The sequence below is a fragment of the Phenylobacterium sp. genome (assembly GCF_041691455.1).
Lineage (GTDB): Bacteria > Pseudomonadota > Alphaproteobacteria > Caulobacterales > Caulobacteraceae > Phenylobacterium.
In genome coordinates this window covers 28,449-46,995 of the sequence record NZ_JBEPUO010000008.1, presented here as the reverse complement: position 1 = coordinate 46,995, position 18,547 = coordinate 28,449, and the positions used below count along the sequence as shown (strand labels likewise).

Sequence of the window (18,547 nt, the reverse complement as noted above, 5' to 3'; positions counted from 1 at the left end):
ACGTTCGTGACGCGAGAGACTTCGGCATGTTCATGCGTTTCTTCACCGAGCTTCGCCAGGCCAAGGTGCCGGTGACGCTGAAGGAATATCTCATGCTCATGGAGGGCCTGGACAAGCAGGTCATCGACCGCTCGGTGGACGACTTCTACTACCTCAGCCGCGCCGCCCTGGTGAAGGACGAGAAGAACATCGACAAGTTCGACCAGGTCTTCTCCCACGTCTTCAAGGGCCTGGAGCGGATGGGCGACGACGTCACCGCCGACATCCCGGCCGAATGGCTGAAGAAGCTCTCCGACCAGTTCCTCACCGACGAGGAGAAGGCGCAGATCGAGGCCATGGGCGGCTTCGACAAGCTGATGGAAGCGCTGGCCGAGCGCATGAAGGAGCAGAAGGAGCGCCACGAGAAGGGCGACAAGGCGATCGGCACCGGCGGCACCTCGCCCTTCGGCGCCAACGGCTATCACCCCGAAGGCATCCGCATCGGCCAGGACAAGGGCCGCCACGGCAAGGCGATCAAGGTCTGGGACAAGCGCGAGTACAAGAACCTCGACGACCAAGTCGAACTCGGCACCCGCAACATCAAGGTGGCCCTGCGGCGGCTGCGCAAATGGGTCCGCGACGGCTCGCCCGACGAACTCGACATGAACGCCACCATCAAGGGCACGGCCGAGAAGGGCTACCTGGACATCAATATGCGCCCCGAGCGCCGCAACAAGATCAGCGTGCTGATCTTCTTCGACATCGGCGGCTCGATGGATAGCCACATCAAGGTCTGCGAGGAGCTGTTTTCCGCGGCCCGCTCCGAGTTCAAGAACATGGAGTTCTACTACTTCCACAACTGCCTCTATGAGAGCGTGTGGAAGGACAACCGGCGCCGTCACGCCGAGAAGCTGAACACCTGGGACATCCTCCACAAGTTCCCCCACGACTACAAAGTCATCTTCGTGGGCGACGCGACCATGAGCCCCTACGAGATCACCTATCCGGGCGGCTCGGTGGAGCACTGGAACGAGGAGGCCGGCGCCGTCTGGATGGACCGCGTGGCCAACATCTACGAGCACATGATCTGGCTGAACCCGACCGCCGAGCGGCACTGGGACTACACCCCCTCGGTCGGCGTCCTCAAACAGCTGGTCAACGACCGGATGTATCCGCTGACGTTGGCGGGACTCGAGAAGGCCATGAAGGAGCTCGCCCGCTAGGCGGGGCCCGCATGTCTGAGCTGACCCCCGAGGCGCCGGAGATCGTCGCCGACGAAGAAACCCACGCCGCCACCAAGGCCGCGGTGTTCGGCGCGGCCGAGCGGCTGTTCGCCCTGCACGGCTTCCAGAACGTCTCGGTGCGCGACATCACCGCCGAGGCCGGCGTCAACCTGGCGAGCGTGAACTACCATTTCGGGTCCAAGGACGCCCTACTGTTCGAGATCTTCCGCCGGCGGACCGGCGAGCTGAACCGCGAACGCGCGCGCATGCTGCATGAGGCCTCCGACCGCCACGCCGGCAAGCCGCCGTTGCGCGAGATCCTGGAAGCCCTGTTCGCCCCGCCGCTGCGCTGGGCCGATCCCGCCCACGACCGGCGGATCAGCGTGCAGTTCATCATTCGCGCCCGCTCCGAAGGCACGGCGGAGATGCGCGACGCCCTGCAGAACGACGTCTCCCACCTCGCCCGCTTCGCCGAGGCCCTGAAGACCGCCCGGCCCGACCTGCCGCCCGAGAGCGTCTACTGGCGGCTGCATTTCGTGCTGGGCATGGTCCACAACAACCGCTTCGTGGAATTCGACCGGCTGCACCACCTGTCGGGCGGCCTGACCCGCGAGGGCGACGTGGCGGCGCTGCTGAACCGCATGCTGGACTTCGCCGAAGCCGGCTTCCTCGCGCCCTAGGGCCCGGCCGTCCTCGACGGCGGAACGACATGCAGCGCCGCCGCCGCGGCCTGGCAGTCCTCCCGCTCCCGCGCCGCCCAGGCCTGGCCGTCAGCCACGTCCTTGGCGTCGGAATAGGCGATGGCGACCATCTTGGCCTTCACGCAGCGGTCGAGCGGAGGGCCGGACCTAACGGCCTGTTCGTAGTCGCTGATCGCCGTCTTGATCCGCAGGTTCTCGACGAGCTTCGCCTGGGCGTCGGCGACCTGGCCGCAGCCTGCGCATAACAGCCCAACGCCAAGGATCACCGCACCCTTCATCGCCGTTCGAGGCCCCCCTTGGTCCGCGCAAGCTGGACCTTGGATGGTGGGCTGCGGTGTGTGGCCCAATCGTGGCGGTCAGCGGCCCTTGGTGAGGACGATGGTGCCTTCGACCATCAGCTCGCGCTTGGCGTGCCAGGTGAGCGCGGCGTCGAAGCTGTCGAGAATATCGATGGCCCAGGGCGGCAGCGTGAGGTCGCCGCGGCCGGTCGCCAGCCGGATGTGGACGGCGGTGACGTCGCGATAGAGCGTCTTGTGATCGTTGTGTGGGACGAACTGCGCCACGCCAAAGCCCGCGGCCCGCGCCGATTCCGTGATCCGGCTGCGCGAAAACAGCCACTTGTCGTCCATGGCCTTGAACGCCGGATCGCCGGCGTCGGGCTCGCTGCGCGTGGCCACGTCGAGGGCGAGCTGGCGCAACGCCGTGTCGACAAGCGGGTCTAGCGGGTCGTTGCGCAGGGCCGATTCCGCCAGGATCCGCTCGAACGCCAGCCGCAGGATCGCCCAGCCGTTGAACGGCTCGAAGAAGATCGCATGGCCGCCCGGCTTCAGCGCCCGGGCGGCGGCGTTCATGCCCCGCTCGGGGTTCTCCAGGTGGTGCAGGATCGAGGCGCCGGTGACGAGGTCGAAGGAGCCGGGCGAGACCACCTCGCTCATGGCGTCCATCTTCACGCAGACCACCTCGGCCGCGGCGCCGTTGTCGACGGCGTAGTTGGCCAGCATGGCGAGCAATTCGCCGGAAAGGTCGGTCGCCACGATCCGAGCGCCGGGGAAGAGACGCCGGCAGGGCACGACGGAATTCACCCCCGAGCCGCTGCCGATGTCGAGGATCAACGGCGCCGGCGCCACGACGAGGCTCGTGGCCAGCAGGCCCTGCCGGAACAGTTTCTCGAAGTGATCGCTGGCCGCGTAGCGCCGGTGGTATTCTTCGGCGTTGGCCTTGAACTGGTCGGTGATGGTGGCGGTGGAAGCTCGGTCCTCGATGGTCCAGACCAGCACGTCTCCGCTGTCGCTCTGCAGCTCGGGGGCTAGATCGGTGCTGAACAGCGCCTGCGCCCAGGCAGGCGCGCCGCCGCCGCCGGAGGCCACCCGCGGCGCCTCGACGGGCCTGCGGCGTAGCAGATTCATAAGCGACGCCATGTCGACCTCGGATCAGCGGGAGCTCCACCCCTAAGCGAAGGCCGCCGGGGAGGCAATCAGCCCGCCAGACTCCAGGCGAACTTCAGGTCCTCGACGAACTGCGCATAGGCCCGCGCCCTGGCCTCGTGATCGGGAAGGCGCAGCAGGTAGGACGGGTGATAGGTCACCACCCCCTGGGCCTGGTCGGGAAGCTGCAGGGCCTGCTGACGCAGCTTGCTCACCGCGAGCGCCTTGCCGAACACGGAAAGCGCCGCGGTCCCGCCCAGGGCCACGATCACCCGCGGCCGCACGATCCGCCGTTCGGCTTCCAGCCACCAGCGGCAGGCCGTCACCTCGCCTGTCGTGGGCGTCTTGTGGATGCGCCGCTTCCCGCGCAGCTCGTGCTTGAAGTGCTTCACCGCATTGGTGACGAAGGCCTGGTCGCGCGGCACGCCGGCGGCGGCCAGCGCCTTGTCGAACATCTGGCCCGCGGGGCCCACGAAGGGACGGCCGGCCAGGTCCTCCTGGTCCCCCGGCTGTTCGCCGACGAACATGATCCGGGCGCGCGCCGGTCCTTCGCCGGAGACCCCTTGCGTCGCGTCGCGGTAGAGGTCGCAGCGGCGGCACATCTGCACCCCGGCATGGACCTCTTCGAGCGTGGTCACCGCCTCTCCATCATAGGAGGCGTCGCGGCTGGCGCGCTGGGCGGCGCGCATGACCCGGCGAGACGGCGTGGAAGGGGCTTGGCTGACCATGGCGTCGGTGCGGCCCTCGGCTCGGGCGATAAGCTCGGGAATGAGCCGGGCCTCCGGCAGGTTCCGCCAATAGCGTTTCGGCATCTCCTTCTGCATCGCACCGACCTTCAGCCGCGCCGGGTTGAAGATCGAGGCGTAGTAGGTCCGCCAATAGTCTTCCAGGCTGTCCTCGCTCGGGGCGTCCGCGGGATCGGCGCCCGGCAGCACGGCCAGGCGCTGGGTGTCCCAGTGGACACAGACGTCCGGCGTCAGGATCGAGAAATTCATGGTCGCGAACCGCCGCGCGAAGAACGGCGCGGTCATCTCGGTCACCCGGTGCGCCGGCTCGAACCAGGCCACGTAGCTCTCCCCGCCCTCCGGATCGGTCGCCAGCCGGAAGCGCACGAACGCCTTCATCTTGTGCGCCGCCAGGCCCACCGCCTTGGCGAATCCTTGGGCCTTCTGCACATCGGGGTCGGAGTGGATGCGCAGGAGGTCCGGCTCGCGTCCCAGGCGCCAGAGCAGCCGGTAAAGCAGCGCGAACCGCTCGTCCGAGCGGTGCAGGATCACCCTGTCGGCCAGCTCGACGAACTCGCGCGGCACGGTGAAGGCCGGCGCGCCCGCGGCCGGCGACGGCGCCGCCTCCCCGAAGAGGTCGCCGCCCGCGCCATCCACGGTCCAGAGCGTCGCCTCGGGCGCCACCTGGCTCGACCGCAGCGCCCGGGCCGCCTCGCGCCATCCCTGGAAGTCGGTTTCGGACGCGAGACGCACGGTGGGCATCAGAAGAGGCTCTGCTGTTGCGGCGCGACGCGCTCGCGCAGGTCCGCCTTGTCGATGAGCGCGCCCGGCGACCAGTCGGCCGTGACGATGAACGGCTTCAGCTTCTCGATCCCGCGGGTCAGCCGCCGCACGTCCTCCAGCGTCAGCGCCTTGAACCGGCGGACCTCCAGCATCCTGTCCACCGAGCGCACCCCCAACCCCGGCACGCGCAGCATCCGCTCCCGCTCGGCCGTGTTGAGATCGAGCGGAAAGTCGCCACGGTTCCGCAGCGCCCAGGCGAGCTTGGGGTCGATCTCGAGCTCCAGGTCCTCCGCCTCGCCGACGATCTCGGCGCGGGCGAAGCCGTAGAAGCGCATCAGCCAGTCGGCCTGGTAGAGCCGGTGCTCGCGCACCAGCGGCGGGCGGGCGAGCGGCAGGCGCGCGGTGGAATCCGGGATCGGCGAGAAGGCCGAGTAGTAGACGCGCCGTAGCTGGTAGGCGCCGTAGAGCCGCTCGCTGCGCTTGAGGATCTCGCCGTCCGAGGCCGCGTCGGCGCCGACGATCATCTGGGTGGACTGTCCGGCCGGCGCATATCTGGCGGGCTTGGCCTTACGTCCCTTTTCCTGGCCGGCGTCGACGCCCAGCCTCACCGCGCCCATCGCCTTGCGGATGGTCCCGGCGTCCTTTTCCGGGGCCAGCGCGCTCAGGCTCTCGTCCCGGGGCAGCTCGATGTTGATCGACACGCGGTCGGCGTAGAGCGCGGCCTGGTCGATCAGGCCCGGCGCGGCCTCCGGGATCAGCTTCAGATGGATGTAGCCGCGGAAGTGGTGGACCTCGCGCAGATCGCGCGCCACCCGCACCATCTCCTCCATGGTGTAGTCGGCCGTGCGGATGATGCCCGAGGAGAGGAACAGGCCCTCGATGTAGTTGCGCTTGTAGAAGCCCAGCGTCAGGTCGCAGACCTCCTCCACGCTGAACCGCGCCCTGGGCGTGTTCGACGAGACGCGGTTCACGCAGTAGGCGCAGTCGTAGACGCAGAAGTTGGTCAGCAGGATCTTCAGGAGGCTGATGCAGCGCCCGTCCGGCGCATAGGCGTGGCAGATGCCCATGCCGCCATCCACCGAGCCCACGCCCTTGCCGCCCAGGCTGTCGCGCTTCGTCCCGCCCGACGAGGCGCAGGAAGCATCGTACTTGGCCGCGTCGGACAGGATGGCGAGCTTGCGTTTCAGATCGAGGACGGCCATCTCCCCGTTCTAGGGTTCACTTTTTGTTCTGTCCAGCCGAAGAAAGGACTGCTGACAGAACGCTGACAGGAGGGGCCGCCCATGGTGGCCGCCTGCCCAGCAAGGAACAGCCCATGATCACCCTCTTCACCCTCGGCTCCCTCTGGGGCCTGCCGGATCCCAGCCCCTTCGTCATGAAGACCGAGGTGCAGCTGAAGATGTCGGGTCTGCCGTTCACGACGCGGAAGTCTCGGCCGCCGGAAGCGCCCAAGGGCAAGCTGCCCTACATCGAGGACCAGGACGTGCTGATCGGCGACTCGACCTTCATCCGCGAGCATCTTGAGCGGAAGTACGGCGTCGACCTCGACGCGGGCCTCACGCCGCGCCAGCGGGCGATCGCCTGGGCCGCCGAGCGGATCGTCGAGGACCACATCTACTGGGCGACGATCTACTCCCGCTGGGGCGTGCGCGAGAACTTCGACAAGGGGCCCGCGATCTTCTTCGGCGGGGCGCCGCCCGAGGTCGCCGAGGCCGGCCGCGCGCGGGTGCTGGAGAACCTGCACGGCCAGGGCTTCGGCCGCCATTCGCTGGCCGAGGTGGCCGACCTCGCCCGCCGCTCGTTCGCCGCGCTCTCCGAACTGCTGGGCGACGGGCCCTACCTGTCGGGCCAGACGATCTGCGGCGCCGATGCGACCCTCTTCGCCGGCCTGGCGGCGATCGCCACGCCGCATTTCGACACGCCCGTCCGCGACGCCCTGTTGAAGTTCCCCAACCTCATGGCCCATCACGACCGGATGATGGCGCGCTTCTACCCCGCCTTCGCCCATGCGGAGCCGGAGCTGGCCTGACGATCTCCGCGGAACCGCCGGCCGTTCCGGCGGTTCCGCAAGCGATGGCCCGTCTCTGCATCCGCCACGAGACGCTCTACACCTATGAGCGCCCGGTTCGTTTCGCGGCGCATCGGCTGCTCGTGCGGCCGCGCGACAGCCACGCAACCCGGGTCGTCGACGCGCATCTCACCCTGTCGCCGCCGGGCGAGACGCGCTGGCTCTATGACGCCATGGGCAATTCGGTCTGCATCTTTGCCCCAGGGGGCGAGGGCCGGTCGCTCTCGATCGTCAGCGACCTGACCATCGAGCGTTTCCCCGCGCCCCTGCTGCGGCGCGACATCGCCGACCCGCAGACCGTGACCCCGATCGTCTACGCCGCCTCCGACCGCGCCGTGCTGGCGCCGTTCATCGATCCGGTCAGCGAGGATACGGACGGCCACCTGCTGGCCTGGCTGCGCGACAAGATCGGGAGCCCGCGCGAGCCGGCGCTCGATTTCCTGCTGCGGCTGAACCGGACGATCCGCGCCGACTTCGAATACCTCGCCCGCGACCTCGGCGCCGCCCAGGAGCCCAGCCATACGGTGAGCGTCGGCTCGGGGACCTGCCGGGATTTCGCCTGGCTGATGGTCGAGGCCCTGAGGCGGCTGGGCTATGCGGCGCGGTTCGTCACCGGCTACCTCTATTCGCCGGCCACGGCCTCCGGCGCCGTTCGCGGCGCAGGGGCCACCCACGCCTGGTGCGAGGTCTTCCTTCCGGAGTTGGGCTGGACCGAGTTCGATCCCACCAACGCGCTCGCCGAAAGCCCGGACCTGATCCCGGTGGCCATGACACGCACGCCCGCCGAGGCTGCGCCGGTGTCGGGCGCCATCTATGGCGACGGCGGCGACTCGGAGCTGACGGTTCACGTAGACGTGCGGCCGGCGGAGTCGATTCCAGCCGCGGCCTGAGCCAGGTTGGACAAGGGCCAGATGAGGAGACGCGCAGATGACGCGAGGTTTCGATCAGCAGGACCGCTCGGACTTCAGCTTCCTGAAGTCCGCCCCCACGCCGCAGCACGGCCAGAAGCCCGATCCAAAGAAGATCGTCCCGACGCGCCCGCCGCGCGCCTTTGAGCCCCGCCCGGGCCATTAGCGCATCCTTCGGCGTCCCGGCCGCGTATGTCCCCGGACGGCGCTCGCCCGCCGCCGAGGAGGTTCGCGATGTCCGAGGTCTCTAAACCATTGTCTCGCCGCGCCGCCCTGGCCGGCGGGCTGATCCTGGCCTCGGCCCCGCGGCTGGTCCTGGCCGCCACGCCGCGCGACCTAACCTTCGCGGTGTTCCGCAATGGATCGAGGATCGGCGAGCACCACGTGACCTTCGCCGGCGGCCAGGACGCGCTGACCGCGACGACGGACGCGGTGATGACGGTCCGGCTGGGGCCCGTGCCGGTGTTCCGCTACCACCACCACGCGGTGGAGACGCGGAAGGACAGCGCCTTCGTCTCGCTCGAGACCGCCACCAGCAGCAACGGCAAGAAAGAGCATGTGCTCGCCGAGCGCCGGGGCGGGGCGGTCCGGGTGGAAGGCTCGACCGGCCACGAGACGCTGGCGGCCGACGCCAACCCGATGAACCACTGGAACCCGCAGGCCTTCCTTGGCCCGCTGTTCAACCCGCAGACCGGCAGGCCCCTGAAGGTCCGGGCGACCAGGGTCGCTCCCGGCCGCTGGCAGATCCGCGGGGAGGCCGAGATCGACGACGCCTATGACGAGACCGGGGCCTGGCTCTCGTTGACGGGCAAGCTCGACGACGGCTCACGGATCGAATACCGGCGGCTCTGATGCCCGGCCTTTCACGCCGCGGCGGGACTCTGATAGACCAGCGCTATTGAAGTCATCCCTTTGCTGAAGGGCGCCGGGGCCGGACCGATTTGCCGGCCCGAAGCGGCGTTGGTCATTTGGACGCCAAGATTGAACCCACCGACGCGCCCCGGGTTCTCGATGGGGCTGTCGGCGAGCCCGACCTCGCCACGCGCGAGGCCCAGTATGAAAAGTTCGTCTGGGACAATCTGAGGCGCAACTACCTCGGCAACTACCTGCACGGCATGCTCGGGATGACCGGCTTTCGGCTGGTCAATGCGCCGACCTTCCTGCCGGCCTATCTGCACATGATCTCCGGCTCCAACGGCATCGTCGGCCTGGGGCTCGCCCTGCAGCAGGTGGGCGGGGTGATCTCGCCGATCTTCGGGGCCAGCCGGATCGAGCATCGCACCAAGGTGATGCCGGCGGCCCTGTGGATGGGCGGCCTGGCGCGCACCGCCGTGCTCGGCATCGCCCTCTCCGGCTGGCTGCTGAAGGGCAATGCCCTGGTCGGTTCGATCCTCGGCTTCATGCTGATGTTCGGCCTCTTCATGGGCGCCCAGCGGGTGGTGTTTTCGCTCCTGATGGCCAAGGTGATCCCGATCAGCCGCCGGGGGCGCCTGCAGGCCTGGCGCAACGCCACCGGCAGCCTGATCGCCGCGGGCCTCGCCTATCTGGCCGGCCGCTACTTCGTCGGGCCGAACCTGTTCGGCAACGGCTGCGGCACGACCTTCGTCTGCGCCTTCGTGCTGACCACCCTGGGCCTCTGGGCGCTGCAGCTCCTCCTGAAGGAACCGGAGCCGCCCACCACGCGGGCGCGGGGCAAGTTCCGCGACCGGCTGCGCGAGTTCCCGCGCCTGATCACCGAGGACCGCGCCTACGCCTATTTCCTGGTGGTGCAGATGCTGTCGAGCTCGGCCCGCATCGCGACGCCGTTCTACATCCTCTACGTCTCGGCCTCGGTGCACATGACCGGCAAGCTCCTGGGGGCGCTGACGGGCGCGTTCATCGGGGCGGACGCGCTCTCGAACCTCGTCTGGGGCTATCTCGGCGACAAGACCGGCTTTCGGCTGGTGCTGCTCTTCTCGCTGATCGCCTGGGCCGCCTCGACCGTGCTGCTGATCGAAGTGCACGAGCCCTGGGCGATCTTCCTGGCCTTCTTCGGCCTTGGCGCGGGCCAAGCCGGCTACAACATGTCGGCGCAGACCATGATCCTGGAGTTCGGGGCGCGGGACGACCTGCCCATGCGGATCGCGGTCTCCGCCACAGCGGAGAGCATCACGGCGACACTGGCCCCCCTGATCGGAGGCCAGGTCGCCGACTTCCTCGGCTACAATGTGGTGTTCGGCATTTCCATCGGCGTGCTGGCCGCGGGCCTGCTGGTGCTGATGACGCTCGTCAAGGAGCCGCGCACCGCGCGCCTCGCGGCGTTCTACGCGGGGGCGTCCTCAGGCGACGGCGATCGCCAGGCCCACGGCGGTGATCATCGCCTTGCAGGTGAGCGCCACCAGCGGGATCGAGGCCAGCGCCAGGCTGGCGAGGCTCGCATAGGACGAATAGGTCTTGAACACGGAAGGCTCCTGATGGCTCGACGCCGAGGATCGGCGAGGCGCCTTATCTCCGGTTCATCGTCCGCCGGCTGTGACCGGGGTCACCCGTCCGAGCCGCTCAGGTCCTAGGCCGCCGCCTTCTTCTGCTCGGCCGCCCGGCTGATCCGCGCCTTGGCCATTTCGTTGGCGACCTCCGAGGCTGGGCGCTTCTCGGCCTTGGAGCGGTCGAGGACCTCGTCCAGAGTCTCCATCAGGCGCGCGAGCTTGCCCTCCACCCAGGCGGGGTCGAAGGCCTCGCCCCGGTCCAGCGCGCGGATCTCGCCGGCCACATTGATGATCCCGCCGCCGTTGATGACGTAGTCCGGCAGGTAGAGGATGCCCTGGTCGTAGACCGCGCGCCCGACGTCGGCGTCGGCGAGCTGGTTGTTGGCGCCGCCGGCGATCACCTTGGCCCGCAGCCTGGGCAGGGTGTCGGCGTTGACCGCCCCGCCCAGCGCACAGGGGGCGAAGACCTCGGCCTCGGCGTCGAAGATCGCGCCCGGCGAGACGACGCGCGCCCCGGTCCGCGCGGCCACGGCCTTCAGAGCCTCGTCGTTGACGTCGGTGATCACCAGCTTGGCCCCTGCCGCGTGCAGCTTGTCGGCGAGGTAGGCGCCCACGTGGCCGACGCCCTGGATCGCCACCGTCACACCATCGAGGTCGCGGTTGAGCGCGCGCCGGACGCCGAGCGTGATGCCGCGGAACACGCCTTCGGCGGTCACCGGGCTCGGGTCGCCCGAGGCCGCCGGGCCGCCGGTGAGACCGGCGACGTAGCGGGTGGTCTTGCGGGCATGCATCAGGTCGGCCGGCGAGACGCCGACGTCCTCGGCCGTCCAGTACTTGCCGCCGACGTCCTCGACCGCGCGGCCGAAGGCTTCGAACAGCGCCGGGGTCTTCTGGGTGCGGGAATCGCCGATGATCACCGCCTTGCCGCCGCCCAGCTCCAGGTCGGCCATGGCATTCTTGTAGGACATCGCCCGCGACAGCCTGAGCGCGTCTTCGAGCGCGGCGTCGGCGCTGGGGAACGGCCACATGCGGCAGCCGCCCGCCGCCGGGCCCCGGGCCGTGGAATGCACCGCGATAATGCATTTGAGGCCGGATTTTTCGTCGAAAAACGCGTGGACGCCTTCGTGGCCCTCGAAAGCGGCGGAATCGAACAAAGTCATGCCTGAGACATCGCTGATGCTGGGGAAGGAATTGCTGGAAGCCTCTACGCCGGACGCGCCCGCCTCACAACCCCGCCGAGGCCTGAGACTGTCCGGTGGGCGCGGGCGCGGTGGGGATCTTCGGCGCGCCCGAGGGCAGCGGCGCGCCGGGATCGCGGATGAAAGCCAGGATGTCCTTCCAGACGAGGGGCCCCTGCTTGTCGCGCGTCATCAGGTGCCAGCCCTTGGCGTAGTAGGCCGAGCGGTCGGTGGGCTTGAGCTGGGCGGCCGCCTTGAACGCCGCGTTCTTGGGGATGATCTGGTCGTGGGCGCCATAGAGGTAGAGCGTCGGCGGCCTCGCCTTGCCCACGTCCTCCGAGCCCCGCTCCATCGTCGAGACCAGTCCGTAGATCGTGTCCGACCGCGCGCCCCAGATCATCAGCGGGTCGCGGCCCATGGCGATCAGTTCGTCGCGGTTGTCGGTCGGACTGACCTTGGAGGTGAGCCAGCGCGGCGGCGTATAGACTTTCGGCCCGGTGAAGTTGGCCGCGAACCACAGCAGCGTCTTGTTGGGCAGCGGCTGCTCGCGCCAGCCCCAGACCGCCGGCGACAGCAGCACCAGCCGGTCGGCCGTCGGCGGCCGGTCCGAGGCGAAGGCTTCCGCCGCCACCGCCCCGCCCAGGCTCTCGCCCGCCACCACCACCAGGGCGTTCGGATACTTCCGCCGCACCAGGGCGGTCACGGTCCTGAGGTCCTCGACCATCAGCTCGTCTCCGGCCCAGACGCCCCGGCCCGGCGAGCGGCCGAACCCGCGCTGGTCGTAGGCCACGGTCGTCACGCCCTGCTCCGCCCACCAGGGCGCGGCCATGTGGAAGGCGTTGGCGTAGTCGTTCATGCCGTGGACGCCGACGATCACCGCCCAGGGATCGCCCGGCGCATCCCACTCCGACAGCCCCAGCCTGGCGCCGTCGAAGCTGACGATGTCGCTGGTCTCGATCCGCGGGCCGGCGAACCCCAGCGGCGGCTGGCCCACCTGCTGCATCATCAGCGGCGTGCAGCCGGCCAGCATCAGGGCGGCGAAAAGGGCGGCAAGGAAACGCGTCATAGTCCCGAAGCTAACTTCCCCGCCCTTTCCCGGTTGCCAACATCTAGGCGGCGAGTTGAGCCTTTTCCTGGGCGATCAGCTTGGCGAAGGCCGGGCGCTCGCAGATCTTGGCGACGTAGGCCGCCGACCTCGGATGCGCGCCGCCGTCCACCGAGCAGTCGGCGAGGCTCATGGTGACCAGCGGGCTCACCACGGCGATGTCGGCGAGCGTGAAGCGGTCCTCGACCAGGTAGCCCGACGCCGGCAGCACCTTTTCCAGGTAGTCGAGCAGCTTGGGGAACTCGGTCTTCTGCGCCTCGTCGGCGGCGGCCAGGTCGCCCGGCCGGCCGAAGAACTTCGGCGAGACCACCCGGTTGAAGAAGATCTTGCCGCCGCAGGCCGCGACGATCGTATCGCCGAACTCCTCGTACCAGATGGTCCGCGCCCGGGCCTTGGCCTCGGTCGGGATCAGGTTCGGCTCGGGCTTGATGGTGTCCAGGTAGGTGATGATCGCGGTGGAGTCGGAGATCAGGAAATCGCCGTCCTTAAAGCCCGGCATCTTGCCGAAGGGGCTGGCCTCCTTGAACTCCGGCGGGCCGCCCTGGGCGCCGGCCATGACCAGTTCGAAGTCGAGGCCCTTCTCGGTGGCGAAGACCACGGTCTTGCGCACATAGGGGGACATGGTGGAGCCGTAGATGATCATGACGCGTCTCCTTCAGCGGGGGTTTCGGCATCCGGCAGCCTGAGCCGGTACACGCCCTTGAAATCTTCCGGATCGGCCGGCTTGTTGTGCCGCAGGATCACCAGCTTGCCCTGGCGCGCAAGCCCCCGCGCCACGGCCCGAACGTGGCCGAGCAGCCGCCGCCAGCCCTCGGGGTCGACGCGGCGGGCCACCTCCTCCGGCGAGATCGACTTGCCCGGCGCGATCTTGGCGGCCAGCAGCTCGAAGATGGCGCCTTCCACATCGGCCGACATCAGCCGCCCCGCTTCAGGGTCTCGCGCGCGATGACCACCTGCTGGATCTGGCTGGTGCCCTCGTAGATGCGGAAGATTCGGACGTCGCGGTAGAGCCGCTCGATCCCGTGGTCGGCGACGTAGCCCGCCCCGCCGAAGATCTGCACCGCCCGGTCGGCGACGCGGCCGACCATCTCCGAGGCGAAGTACTTGGCGGCCGCGGCCTCCATGGTGACGCTCTGGCCGGCGTCGCGCTTGCGCGCGGTTTCCATCGTCAGCGCCTTGGCCGCGAGGCTCTCGGTCTTGGAGTCCGCGATCATCCCCTGCAGCAGCTGGAACTGGCTGAGCGCCTGGCCGAACTGCTTGCGCTCGCTCATATATCCGACGCTGTCCTTGATCAGCCGCTCGGCGACGCCGACGCAGACCGCCGAGATGTGCAGCCGCCCGCGGTCCAGCACCTGCATGGCCACCTTGAAGCCCTCGCCCTCCTGGCCCAGCCGGTTCTCGGCGGAGACCCGGACGTTGTCGAAGACCACGTCGCAGATGTGGGCGCCCTGCTGGCCCATCTTCTTCTCGGGCTTGCCGACGCTGAGGCCCGGCAGGTTGCGTTCCACCAGGAAGGCCGAGACCCCGCCCGCGCCCGGCTTCGAAGGATCGCTCCTGGCCATCACCGTGAAGAGGTCGGCCTTGTTGGCGTTGGTGATGAACCGCTTGGAGCCGTTCAGGACGTAGTGGTCGCCGTCCCTGATCGCCCGGGTCTGGACGTTGGCGCTGTCCGAGCCCGCCTCAGGCTCGGTGAGCGCGAAGGAAGTGATGATGTCGCCGGATGCGATGCCCGGCAGGTACTTCTCCTTCTGGGCGTCGGTCCCGAACATCACCAGCCCCTGGCTGCCGATGCCGACGTTGGTGCCGAAGGTCGAGCGGAAGGCGGGGCTCGTCCGGCCGAGCTCAACGGCCACCAGGCATTCATCCTCCATGGAGAGGTCGAGCCCGCCATATTCCTCGGGGATCGACAGGCCGAAGAGCCCGAGCGCCTTCATCTCCTCGACCACCTCGGGCGGCATGGCGTCGTCCTCGGCGACCTTGGCCTCCAGCGGGCGCAGCCGTTCGGCCACGAACCGGCGGACGGTGTCGATCAGCTGGTCGCGGGTCTCGGCGTCGAGCGCCATGGTTTGGTCCCCTGGTTGTTGACGGGCGTGGCGCGGACCGGCCGCGGGGCAGCCCGCGGCTTGGGCGTCTCCTGGCAGACCACCTGGTTGGTGTCGCGCGGCGTGAAGTGGCTGAGCAGGATGGCGGTGACCCGCCGCCGGGGCCAGGTCTCCCAACTGGGCAGCAGCGGCAGCACCGTGCAGACGCCGGTGGGTTCGCGGACCGGCGCGGCCTCGGCGCCCGCCAGCAGCAGGACCGCCTGATAGTCGAAGGCTTTCGACGCGCCGTTCTCGACCTTGAGGATCGCGCCATCGCCCAGGGGTCCGGCCAGGAAGGACACCGTGCCGGCCGGGGTCTCGACCAGCGGATTGCCCGCGCCCGGCGGCCTCACCGCGCCGGGCTTCGGCGGCGAGGCGTGGGCGCCGTCCTCGGCGACGACAGAGACCAGGGTCAGGCGGCCGCCGGGGCCAAGGCGCACGGTCACCCGCTCCCCGGGCGTCAGCATCAGCGTCGTCTCGTCCACCAGATGAGAGGCGCCCCCGGGCGACGGCGCCTGGGCTGCCGCCGGCAGGGCCAGGGCCAGCACGAGGGCTGCGATCCAGGCGCCGCCCCGCACGGTCTTCAAGCCTTCGCCAAGGCGAGCGCGGAACCCTGGCCCACGCCGACGCACATGGTGGCGAGCGCGCGGTCGCCGCCCTTTTCCTTCAGCGCCCGGGCCGCTGTCAGCGCCAGCCGCGCGCCCGACGCGCCCAGCGGGTGGCCGATGGCGATGGCGCCGCCATGGGCGTTGACGTGTTCGGCGTCGTCCGCCAGGCCCCAGGCCCGCGTGCAGGCCAGCGCCTGGGCGGCGAAGGCCTCGTTGAGCTCGATGACATCGAAATCGCGCGGCGTGATGCCGAGCCGCTGGGTTAGCTTGTCCACCGCCGGCACGGGCCCGACGCCCATCACCCGCGGCGCGACGCCTCCGGACGCCCCGCCCTCGATGCGGGCCAGCGGTTCAAGCCCGTACTTCTTCACCGCGTCTTCGCTGGCCAACACCAGGGCGCAGGCGCCGTCGTTAACGCCGGAGGCGTTGCCCGCCGTCACGGTGCCGTCGGCCCGCACGATCGGCTTCAACCCTTGCAGGGCCTCGAGCGTGGTCTCCGGCCGGGGATGCTCGTCCTGGCTGACGGTGACGTCGCCCTTGCGGTCCTTGATGACGATTCCGGCGATCTCGCCGTCGAAGAAGCCGCGGGCCCGGGCCGCGCCCACCCGCTGCTGGCTGCGGTGGGCGAAGGCGTCCTGGTCGGCGCGGTTGATCTGGTAGTCGGTGGCGACGTTCTCGGCCGTCTCCGGCATGGACTCGACGCCGTATTGCTTCTGCAGCGCCGGATTGACGAACCGCCAGCCGATGGTGGTGTCGTAGATCTCCGCCGAGCGCGAGAAGGCCGAATCCGCCTTGCCCATCACGAAGGGCGCCCGCGTCATGCTCTCCACCCCGCCGGCGATCACCAGGTCGTTCTCGCCGGTGGCGATCGACCGTGCGCCGGCGATAGTGGCGTCGAGCCCGGAGGCGCAGAGCCGGTTCACCGTCATGCCCGGCGTCCGCGACGGCAGTCCGGCCAGCAAGAGCGCCATGCGCGCCACATTGCGGTTGTCCTCGCCGGCCTGGTTCACGCAGCCGTAGACCACCTCGTCGATGGCCTCCCAGTCGAGGTTCGGCAGCCGCTCCATCAAGACCCGTAGCGGGTGCGCCGCCAGATCGTCGGCCCTGACCTTGGCCAGCGCCCCGCCATATCGCCCGATCGGACTGCGCACGCCTGTGCAGAGATAGACGGTCCGGCCTTGCATGATGGCTCCTGGGAGGCTTTTTGGGCGCGGGTCAAACTAGTGTTCGAATCCGCGGGGGGCAAACCCTTCGCGGGCGGTTCTGTGAGGGTCCATGGACGGCGGCGAAACAGACAACAGCTACACGTCGAAGCTGACCCCAGTCACCGAGGGCGAGTGGGCCGGGTGGTCCTGGTATCCCGGCGGCGATCCGTTCGAGGACCTGGCGGGGCCGTTCTATTTCAAGGTCGGCGAGGACGGCCGTCCGGTCTGCGCCTTCCGCGCCGAGCGCAAGCACATGAACGGCGGGATGTTCATGCACGGCGGCTGCGTCATGACCTTCGCTGACTTCTGCCTCTTCGTGATCGCCCGCGACGCGATCCAGGACAGCCGCTGCGTCACCGCCACCTTCAACGGCGAGTTCGTGGGCTCCTGCGGCGTCGGCGACCTTGTCGAATGCACGGGCGAGGTGGTGAAGGCCGGGCGCAGCATGGTCTTCGTGCGCGGGATCATCTCCAACGCCTCGGCCGGGGGCCAGCCGATGATGAGCTTTTCGTCGGTCCTGAAGAAGACCGCCCGGCCCAGCTAGACCGGCCCCAGGATGCGGTCCAGATGCCGGTCGATGGCTTCGCCGGCGGGGACCACCGCCGCCACATAGCCGTCCGGCCGGACCAGCACCCACTCGCCGGGCGCCAGGCCATAGGCGTCGCGGAGATGGCCGGCGTCGTCGGCCAGGCCGCCCGGACCGCCCACCCTGAGAATCTCGACACCGGGTCGCGGCCGTGGGGCTGGCCGCTCGTCGGCCTCATAGCCCAGCGCCGTCCAGTGCGGACCCCGGAAGAGGTCGAAGAGCCTCGTCGGCCGGCCCGCCGGGTCGCCGACCGGCGCGTCAGGCGCTCGGTCGCCGGCCTCCACGCCCTGCAGCCGCGCGGGTCCCGCGAGCGACAGGGGCGAGCCGGGATAGCCGATGTCGAGTTGTTGGGTCTCACGCCCCCGCCGCATGGCGACGCCGGCCTTTGCGTCATCCAGCAGGCGCTTCGACAGGCCCAGCACCTCGGCGGCCACCGGGCGGCGCTCGGCCTCGTAGCTGTCCAGCAGGCCGTCCGGCGCGCCGTCGAGCACAGCGGCCAGCTTCCAGCCCAGATTGTAGGCGTCCTGCAGGCTGGTATTGAGCCCCTGCCCGCCCGTCGGCGGATGGATGTGCGCCGCGTCGCCGGCCAGGAAGACCCGGCCCACCCGATAGCGGTCGGCCAGCCGCGCGTTCATCGAATAGGCGGAAGCCCAGGCGACCGACGTGACGACGAGGTCCGAGCGACCGGTGCGGGCCGCGACCATCGCCCTCAGCCCTTCAGCCGACAGATCGACATCGCCTTCCAAGGGGATCGGGCCCTGGAGCTGGACGAGGTCGGTCCCCCAGAGGGGGCAGAGACCGATCATCTCCAGGCCCTCGCCCCAGCGATGCCAGGCGTCCCGGGAGAGCCCCTCCAGCCTGACGTCCGCGACCACGGCCCGCACGCCAAGCGTCGTGCCCGGGAAGTCGACGCCCAGCGCTGAGCGCACGAAGCTGCGCCCGCCGTCCGCGCCGACCAGATAGCGGCAGCGCAGGGTCTCCGCGCCGTCCGGCCCCGTCAGCTTCGCGGTCACGCCGTCGGCGTCCTGCGAAAAGCCCGTCAGCTCGACCCCGAAGCGCAGGCGGCCGCCGAGCGCCTCGAGCCGCTCACGCAGCGCCCGCTCAGTCAGGAACTGGGCGGAAAGCAGCGGCATGACATAGGACTCCGCCGGCGTCGGACTGAGCAACTCGGAGACCAGCGTCTCCTCGCAGCCGCCGTCCGCCCGGTGCGCCCGCTGCGGCGGATAGGGGCCGGCGGTCTCCAGGATGCGGTCCAGAACCCCCAGGTCCTCGAACACCTCCTGGCTGCGCGGCTGGATCCCCTTGCCGCGCGAGCCCGGAAACGGCCCCCCGGCCTTGTCGATCAGCTGGAAGGTAACGCCGCGCCGCGCCAGGTCCACCGCCAGGGTAAGCCCCGCCGCGCCGGCGCCGCAGATCAGGATGTCGGTCGAGGTCGAGGGCGTCATGTCCGTGATCCATTTATGTGTATTTTGCACTTAAATGGACAGGCCGTGTGTCGCGTCAAGCGA

At 69.5% G+C, this 18,547-nt stretch carries 20 protein-coding genes; 8 read left to right on the top strand and 12 right to left on the bottom strand.

The genetic code is table 11. The annotated features are described in order from the left end of the window. Window positions 1-26: 26 nt before the first annotated feature. Both ACESMY_RS12385 and ACESMY_RS12380 read left to right on the top strand, forming a co-directional pair. On the top strand, window positions 27-1,202 hold the full coding sequence (locus tag ACESMY_RS12385) for a VWA domain-containing protein (RefSeq protein WP_372784894.1): 1,176 nt from the start codon (window positions 27-29) through the stop codon (window positions 1,200-1,202). Window positions 1,203-1,213: 11 nt separating this feature from the next. Next, on the top strand, window positions 1,214-1,882 hold the full coding sequence (locus tag ACESMY_RS12380) for a TetR/AcrR family transcriptional regulator (protein WP_372784893.1): 669 nt from the start codon (window positions 1,214-1,216) through the stop codon (window positions 1,880-1,882). Here the strand turns inward: ACESMY_RS12380 and ACESMY_RS12375 are convergent. From ACESMY_RS12375 to ACESMY_RS12360, 4 genes are all read right to left on the bottom strand, one after another. Beyond that, complete coding sequence (locus ACESMY_RS12375) at window positions 1,879-2,169, bottom strand: hypothetical protein (protein ID WP_372784892.1); 291 nt, start codon at window positions 2,167-2,169, stop codon at window positions 1,879-1,881. The genes ACESMY_RS12380 and ACESMY_RS12375 overlap by 4 nt on opposite strands. Window positions 2,170-2,259: 90 nt before the next feature. Then, window positions 2,260-3,321, bottom strand: a complete 1,062-nt coding sequence (locus ACESMY_RS12370) for a class I SAM-dependent methyltransferase (RefSeq protein ID WP_372784891.1) — start codon at window positions 3,319-3,321, stop codon at window positions 2,260-2,262. Between the two features lie 56 nt (window positions 3,322-3,377). After that, window positions 3,378-4,814: a UdgX family uracil-DNA binding protein gene (locus ACESMY_RS12365; protein WP_372784890.1), complete on the bottom strand. Its 1,437-nt coding sequence runs from the start codon at window positions 4,812-4,814 to the stop codon at window positions 3,378-3,380. After that, window positions 4,814-6,037 (bottom strand): putative DNA modification/repair radical SAM protein, encoded by a 1,224-nt coding sequence (locus ACESMY_RS12360; RefSeq protein ID WP_372784889.1) that lies wholly within the window; start codon window positions 6,035-6,037, stop codon window positions 4,814-4,816. Before ACESMY_RS12360 ends, ACESMY_RS12365 begins: the two co-directional genes overlap by 1 nt. 113 nt (window positions 6,038-6,150) lie before the next feature. Here ACESMY_RS12360 and ACESMY_RS12355 point away from each other — a divergent pair, with 113 nt between their 5' ends. The 5 genes from ACESMY_RS12355 (at window position 6,151) to ACESMY_RS12335 (ending at window position 10,360) form a co-directional block, all read left to right on the top strand. Continuing rightward, window positions 6,151-6,864: a glutathione S-transferase family protein gene (locus ACESMY_RS12355; protein WP_372784888.1), complete on the top strand. Its 714-nt coding sequence runs from the start codon at window positions 6,151-6,153 to the stop codon at window positions 6,862-6,864. A gap of 44 nt (window positions 6,865-6,908) precedes the next feature. After that, window positions 6,909-7,793 (top strand): transglutaminase N-terminal domain-containing protein, encoded by an 885-nt coding sequence (locus ACESMY_RS12350; RefSeq protein WP_372784887.1) that lies wholly within the window; start codon window positions 6,909-6,911, stop codon window positions 7,791-7,793. Window positions 7,794-7,830: 37 nt separating this feature from the next. Continuing rightward, complete coding sequence (locus tag ACESMY_RS12345) at window positions 7,831-7,977, top strand: hypothetical protein (RefSeq protein WP_372784886.1); 147 nt, start codon at window positions 7,831-7,833, stop codon at window positions 7,975-7,977. A 68-nt stretch (window positions 7,978-8,045) separates the two neighbouring features. Then, the gene (locus ACESMY_RS12340) at window positions 8,046-8,663 is read left to right on the top strand and encodes a DUF6134 family protein (protein WP_372784885.1); all 618 of its coding nucleotides are present in this window, start codon (window positions 8,046-8,048) and stop codon (window positions 8,661-8,663) included. A 116-nt stretch (window positions 8,664-8,779) separates the two neighbouring features. Next, the gene (locus tag ACESMY_RS12335; RefSeq protein WP_372784884.1) at window positions 8,780-10,360 is read left to right on the top strand and encodes an MFS transporter; all 1,581 of its coding nucleotides are present in this window, start codon (window positions 8,780-8,782) and stop codon (window positions 10,358-10,360) included. On the opposite strand, the gene ACESMY_RS12330 is transcribed toward ACESMY_RS12335, so the two are convergent. From ACESMY_RS12330 to pcaF, 7 genes are all read right to left on the bottom strand, one after another. After that, window positions 10,357-11,436, bottom strand: coding sequence for a Glu/Leu/Phe/Val dehydrogenase (locus ACESMY_RS12330; protein WP_372784883.1), 1,080 nt, complete (start codon window positions 11,434-11,436; stop codon window positions 10,357-10,359). The genes ACESMY_RS12335 and ACESMY_RS12330 overlap by 4 nt on opposite strands. Window positions 11,437-11,500: 64 nt before the next feature. Continuing rightward, window positions 11,501-12,520, bottom strand: coding sequence for an alpha/beta fold hydrolase (locus ACESMY_RS12325; protein ID WP_372784882.1), 1,020 nt, complete (start codon window positions 12,518-12,520; stop codon window positions 11,501-11,503). Window positions 12,521-12,563: 43 nt separating this feature from the next. Then, the gene (locus tag ACESMY_RS12320; protein ID WP_372784881.1) at window positions 12,564-13,202 is read right to left on the bottom strand and encodes a glutathione S-transferase family protein; all 639 of its coding nucleotides are present in this window, start codon (window positions 13,200-13,202) and stop codon (window positions 12,564-12,566) included. Beyond that, window positions 13,199-13,474, bottom strand: a complete 276-nt coding sequence (locus tag ACESMY_RS12315) for a DUF3253 domain-containing protein (RefSeq protein WP_372784880.1) — start codon at window positions 13,472-13,474, stop codon at window positions 13,199-13,201. The genes ACESMY_RS12320 and ACESMY_RS12315 overlap by 4 nt, the downstream gene beginning before the upstream one ends. After that, the gene (locus tag ACESMY_RS12310; protein ID WP_372784879.1) at window positions 13,474-14,622 is read right to left on the bottom strand and encodes an acyl-CoA dehydrogenase family protein; all 1,149 of its coding nucleotides are present in this window, start codon (window positions 14,620-14,622) and stop codon (window positions 13,474-13,476) included. The genes ACESMY_RS12315 and ACESMY_RS12310 overlap by 1 nt, the downstream gene beginning before the upstream one ends. Continuing rightward, window positions 14,589-15,227, bottom strand: a complete 639-nt coding sequence (locus ACESMY_RS12305) for a hypothetical protein (protein WP_372784878.1) — start codon at window positions 15,225-15,227, stop codon at window positions 14,589-14,591. The genes ACESMY_RS12310 and ACESMY_RS12305 overlap by 34 nt, the downstream gene beginning before the upstream one ends. Beyond that, window positions 15,224-16,432: a 3-oxoadipyl-CoA thiolase gene (pcaF, locus tag ACESMY_RS12300; RefSeq protein ID WP_372784877.1), complete on the bottom strand. Its 1,209-nt coding sequence runs from the start codon at window positions 16,430-16,432 to the stop codon at window positions 15,224-15,226. Before pcaF ends, ACESMY_RS12305 begins: the two co-directional genes overlap by 4 nt. Window positions 16,433-16,523: 91 nt before the next feature. Here pcaF and ACESMY_RS12295 point away from each other — a divergent pair, with 91 nt between their 5' ends. Beyond that, entirely contained in the window at window positions 16,524-16,997 is a 474-nt protein-coding gene (locus ACESMY_RS12295; protein ID WP_372784876.1) for a PaaI family thioesterase, read from the top strand. Here the strand turns inward: ACESMY_RS12295 and ACESMY_RS12290 are convergent. Continuing rightward, window positions 16,994-18,484, bottom strand: coding sequence for an FAD-dependent oxidoreductase (locus ACESMY_RS12290; protein ID WP_372784875.1), 1,491 nt, complete (start codon window positions 18,482-18,484; stop codon window positions 16,994-16,996). The genes ACESMY_RS12295 and ACESMY_RS12290 overlap by 4 nt on opposite strands. Window positions 18,485-18,547: the final 63 nt, after the last annotated feature.

Excerpts from the sequence above, each read along its gene's own strand:
- ACESMY_RS12385 (WP_372784894.1), top strand. The coding sequence starts at position 27 with ATGTTCATGCGTTTCTTCACCGAGCTTCGCCAGGCCAAGGTGCCGGTG.
- ACESMY_RS12380 (WP_372784893.1), top strand. The coding sequence starts at position 1,214 with ATGTCTGAGCTGACCCCCGAGGCGCCGGAGATCGTCGCCGACGAAGAA.
- ACESMY_RS12370 (WP_372784891.1), bottom strand. The coding sequence starts at position 3,321 with ATGGCGTCGCTTATGAATCTGCTACGCCGCAGGCCCGTCGAGGCGCCG.
- ACESMY_RS12365 (WP_372784890.1), bottom strand. The coding sequence starts at position 4,814 with ATGCCCACCGTGCGTCTCGCGTCCGAAACCGACTTCCAGGGATGGCGC.
- ACESMY_RS12360 (WP_372784889.1), bottom strand. The coding sequence starts at position 6,037 with ATGGCCGTCCTCGATCTGAAACGCAAGCTCGCCATCCTGTCCGACGCG.
- ACESMY_RS12355 (WP_372784888.1), top strand. The coding sequence starts at position 6,151 with ATGATCACCCTCTTCACCCTCGGCTCCCTCTGGGGCCTGCCGGATCCC.
- ACESMY_RS12350 (WP_372784887.1), top strand. The coding sequence starts at position 6,909 with ATGGCCCGTCTCTGCATCCGCCACGAGACGCTCTACACCTATGAGCGC.
- ACESMY_RS12345 (WP_372784886.1), top strand. The coding sequence starts at position 7,831 with ATGACGCGAGGTTTCGATCAGCAGGACCGCTCGGACTTCAGCTTCCTG.
- ACESMY_RS12340 (WP_372784885.1), top strand. The coding sequence starts at position 8,046 with ATGTCCGAGGTCTCTAAACCATTGTCTCGCCGCGCCGCCCTGGCCGGC.
- ACESMY_RS12330 (WP_372784883.1), bottom strand. The coding sequence starts at position 11,436 with ATGACTTTGTTCGATTCCGCCGCTTTCGAGGGCCACGAAGGCGTCCAC.
- ACESMY_RS12325 (WP_372784882.1), bottom strand. The coding sequence starts at position 12,520 with ATGACGCGTTTCCTTGCCGCCCTTTTCGCCGCCCTGATGCTGGCCGGC.
- ACESMY_RS12320 (WP_372784881.1), bottom strand. The coding sequence starts at position 13,202 with ATGATCATCTACGGCTCCACCATGTCCCCCTATGTGCGCAAGACCGTG.
- ACESMY_RS12315 (WP_372784880.1), bottom strand. The coding sequence starts at position 13,474 with ATGTCGGCCGATGTGGAAGGCGCCATCTTCGAGCTGCTGGCCGCCAAG.
- ACESMY_RS12310 (WP_372784879.1), bottom strand. The coding sequence starts at position 14,622 with ATGGCGCTCGACGCCGAGACCCGCGACCAGCTGATCGACACCGTCCGC.
- pcaF (WP_372784877.1), bottom strand. The coding sequence starts at position 16,432 with ATGCAAGGCCGGACCGTCTATCTCTGCACAGGCGTGCGCAGTCCGATC.
- ACESMY_RS12295 (WP_372784876.1), top strand. The coding sequence starts at position 16,524 with ATGGACGGCGGCGAAACAGACAACAGCTACACGTCGAAGCTGACCCCA.
- ACESMY_RS12290 (WP_372784875.1), bottom strand. The coding sequence starts at position 18,484 with ATGACGCCCTCGACCTCGACCGACATCCTGATCTGCGGCGCCGGCGCG.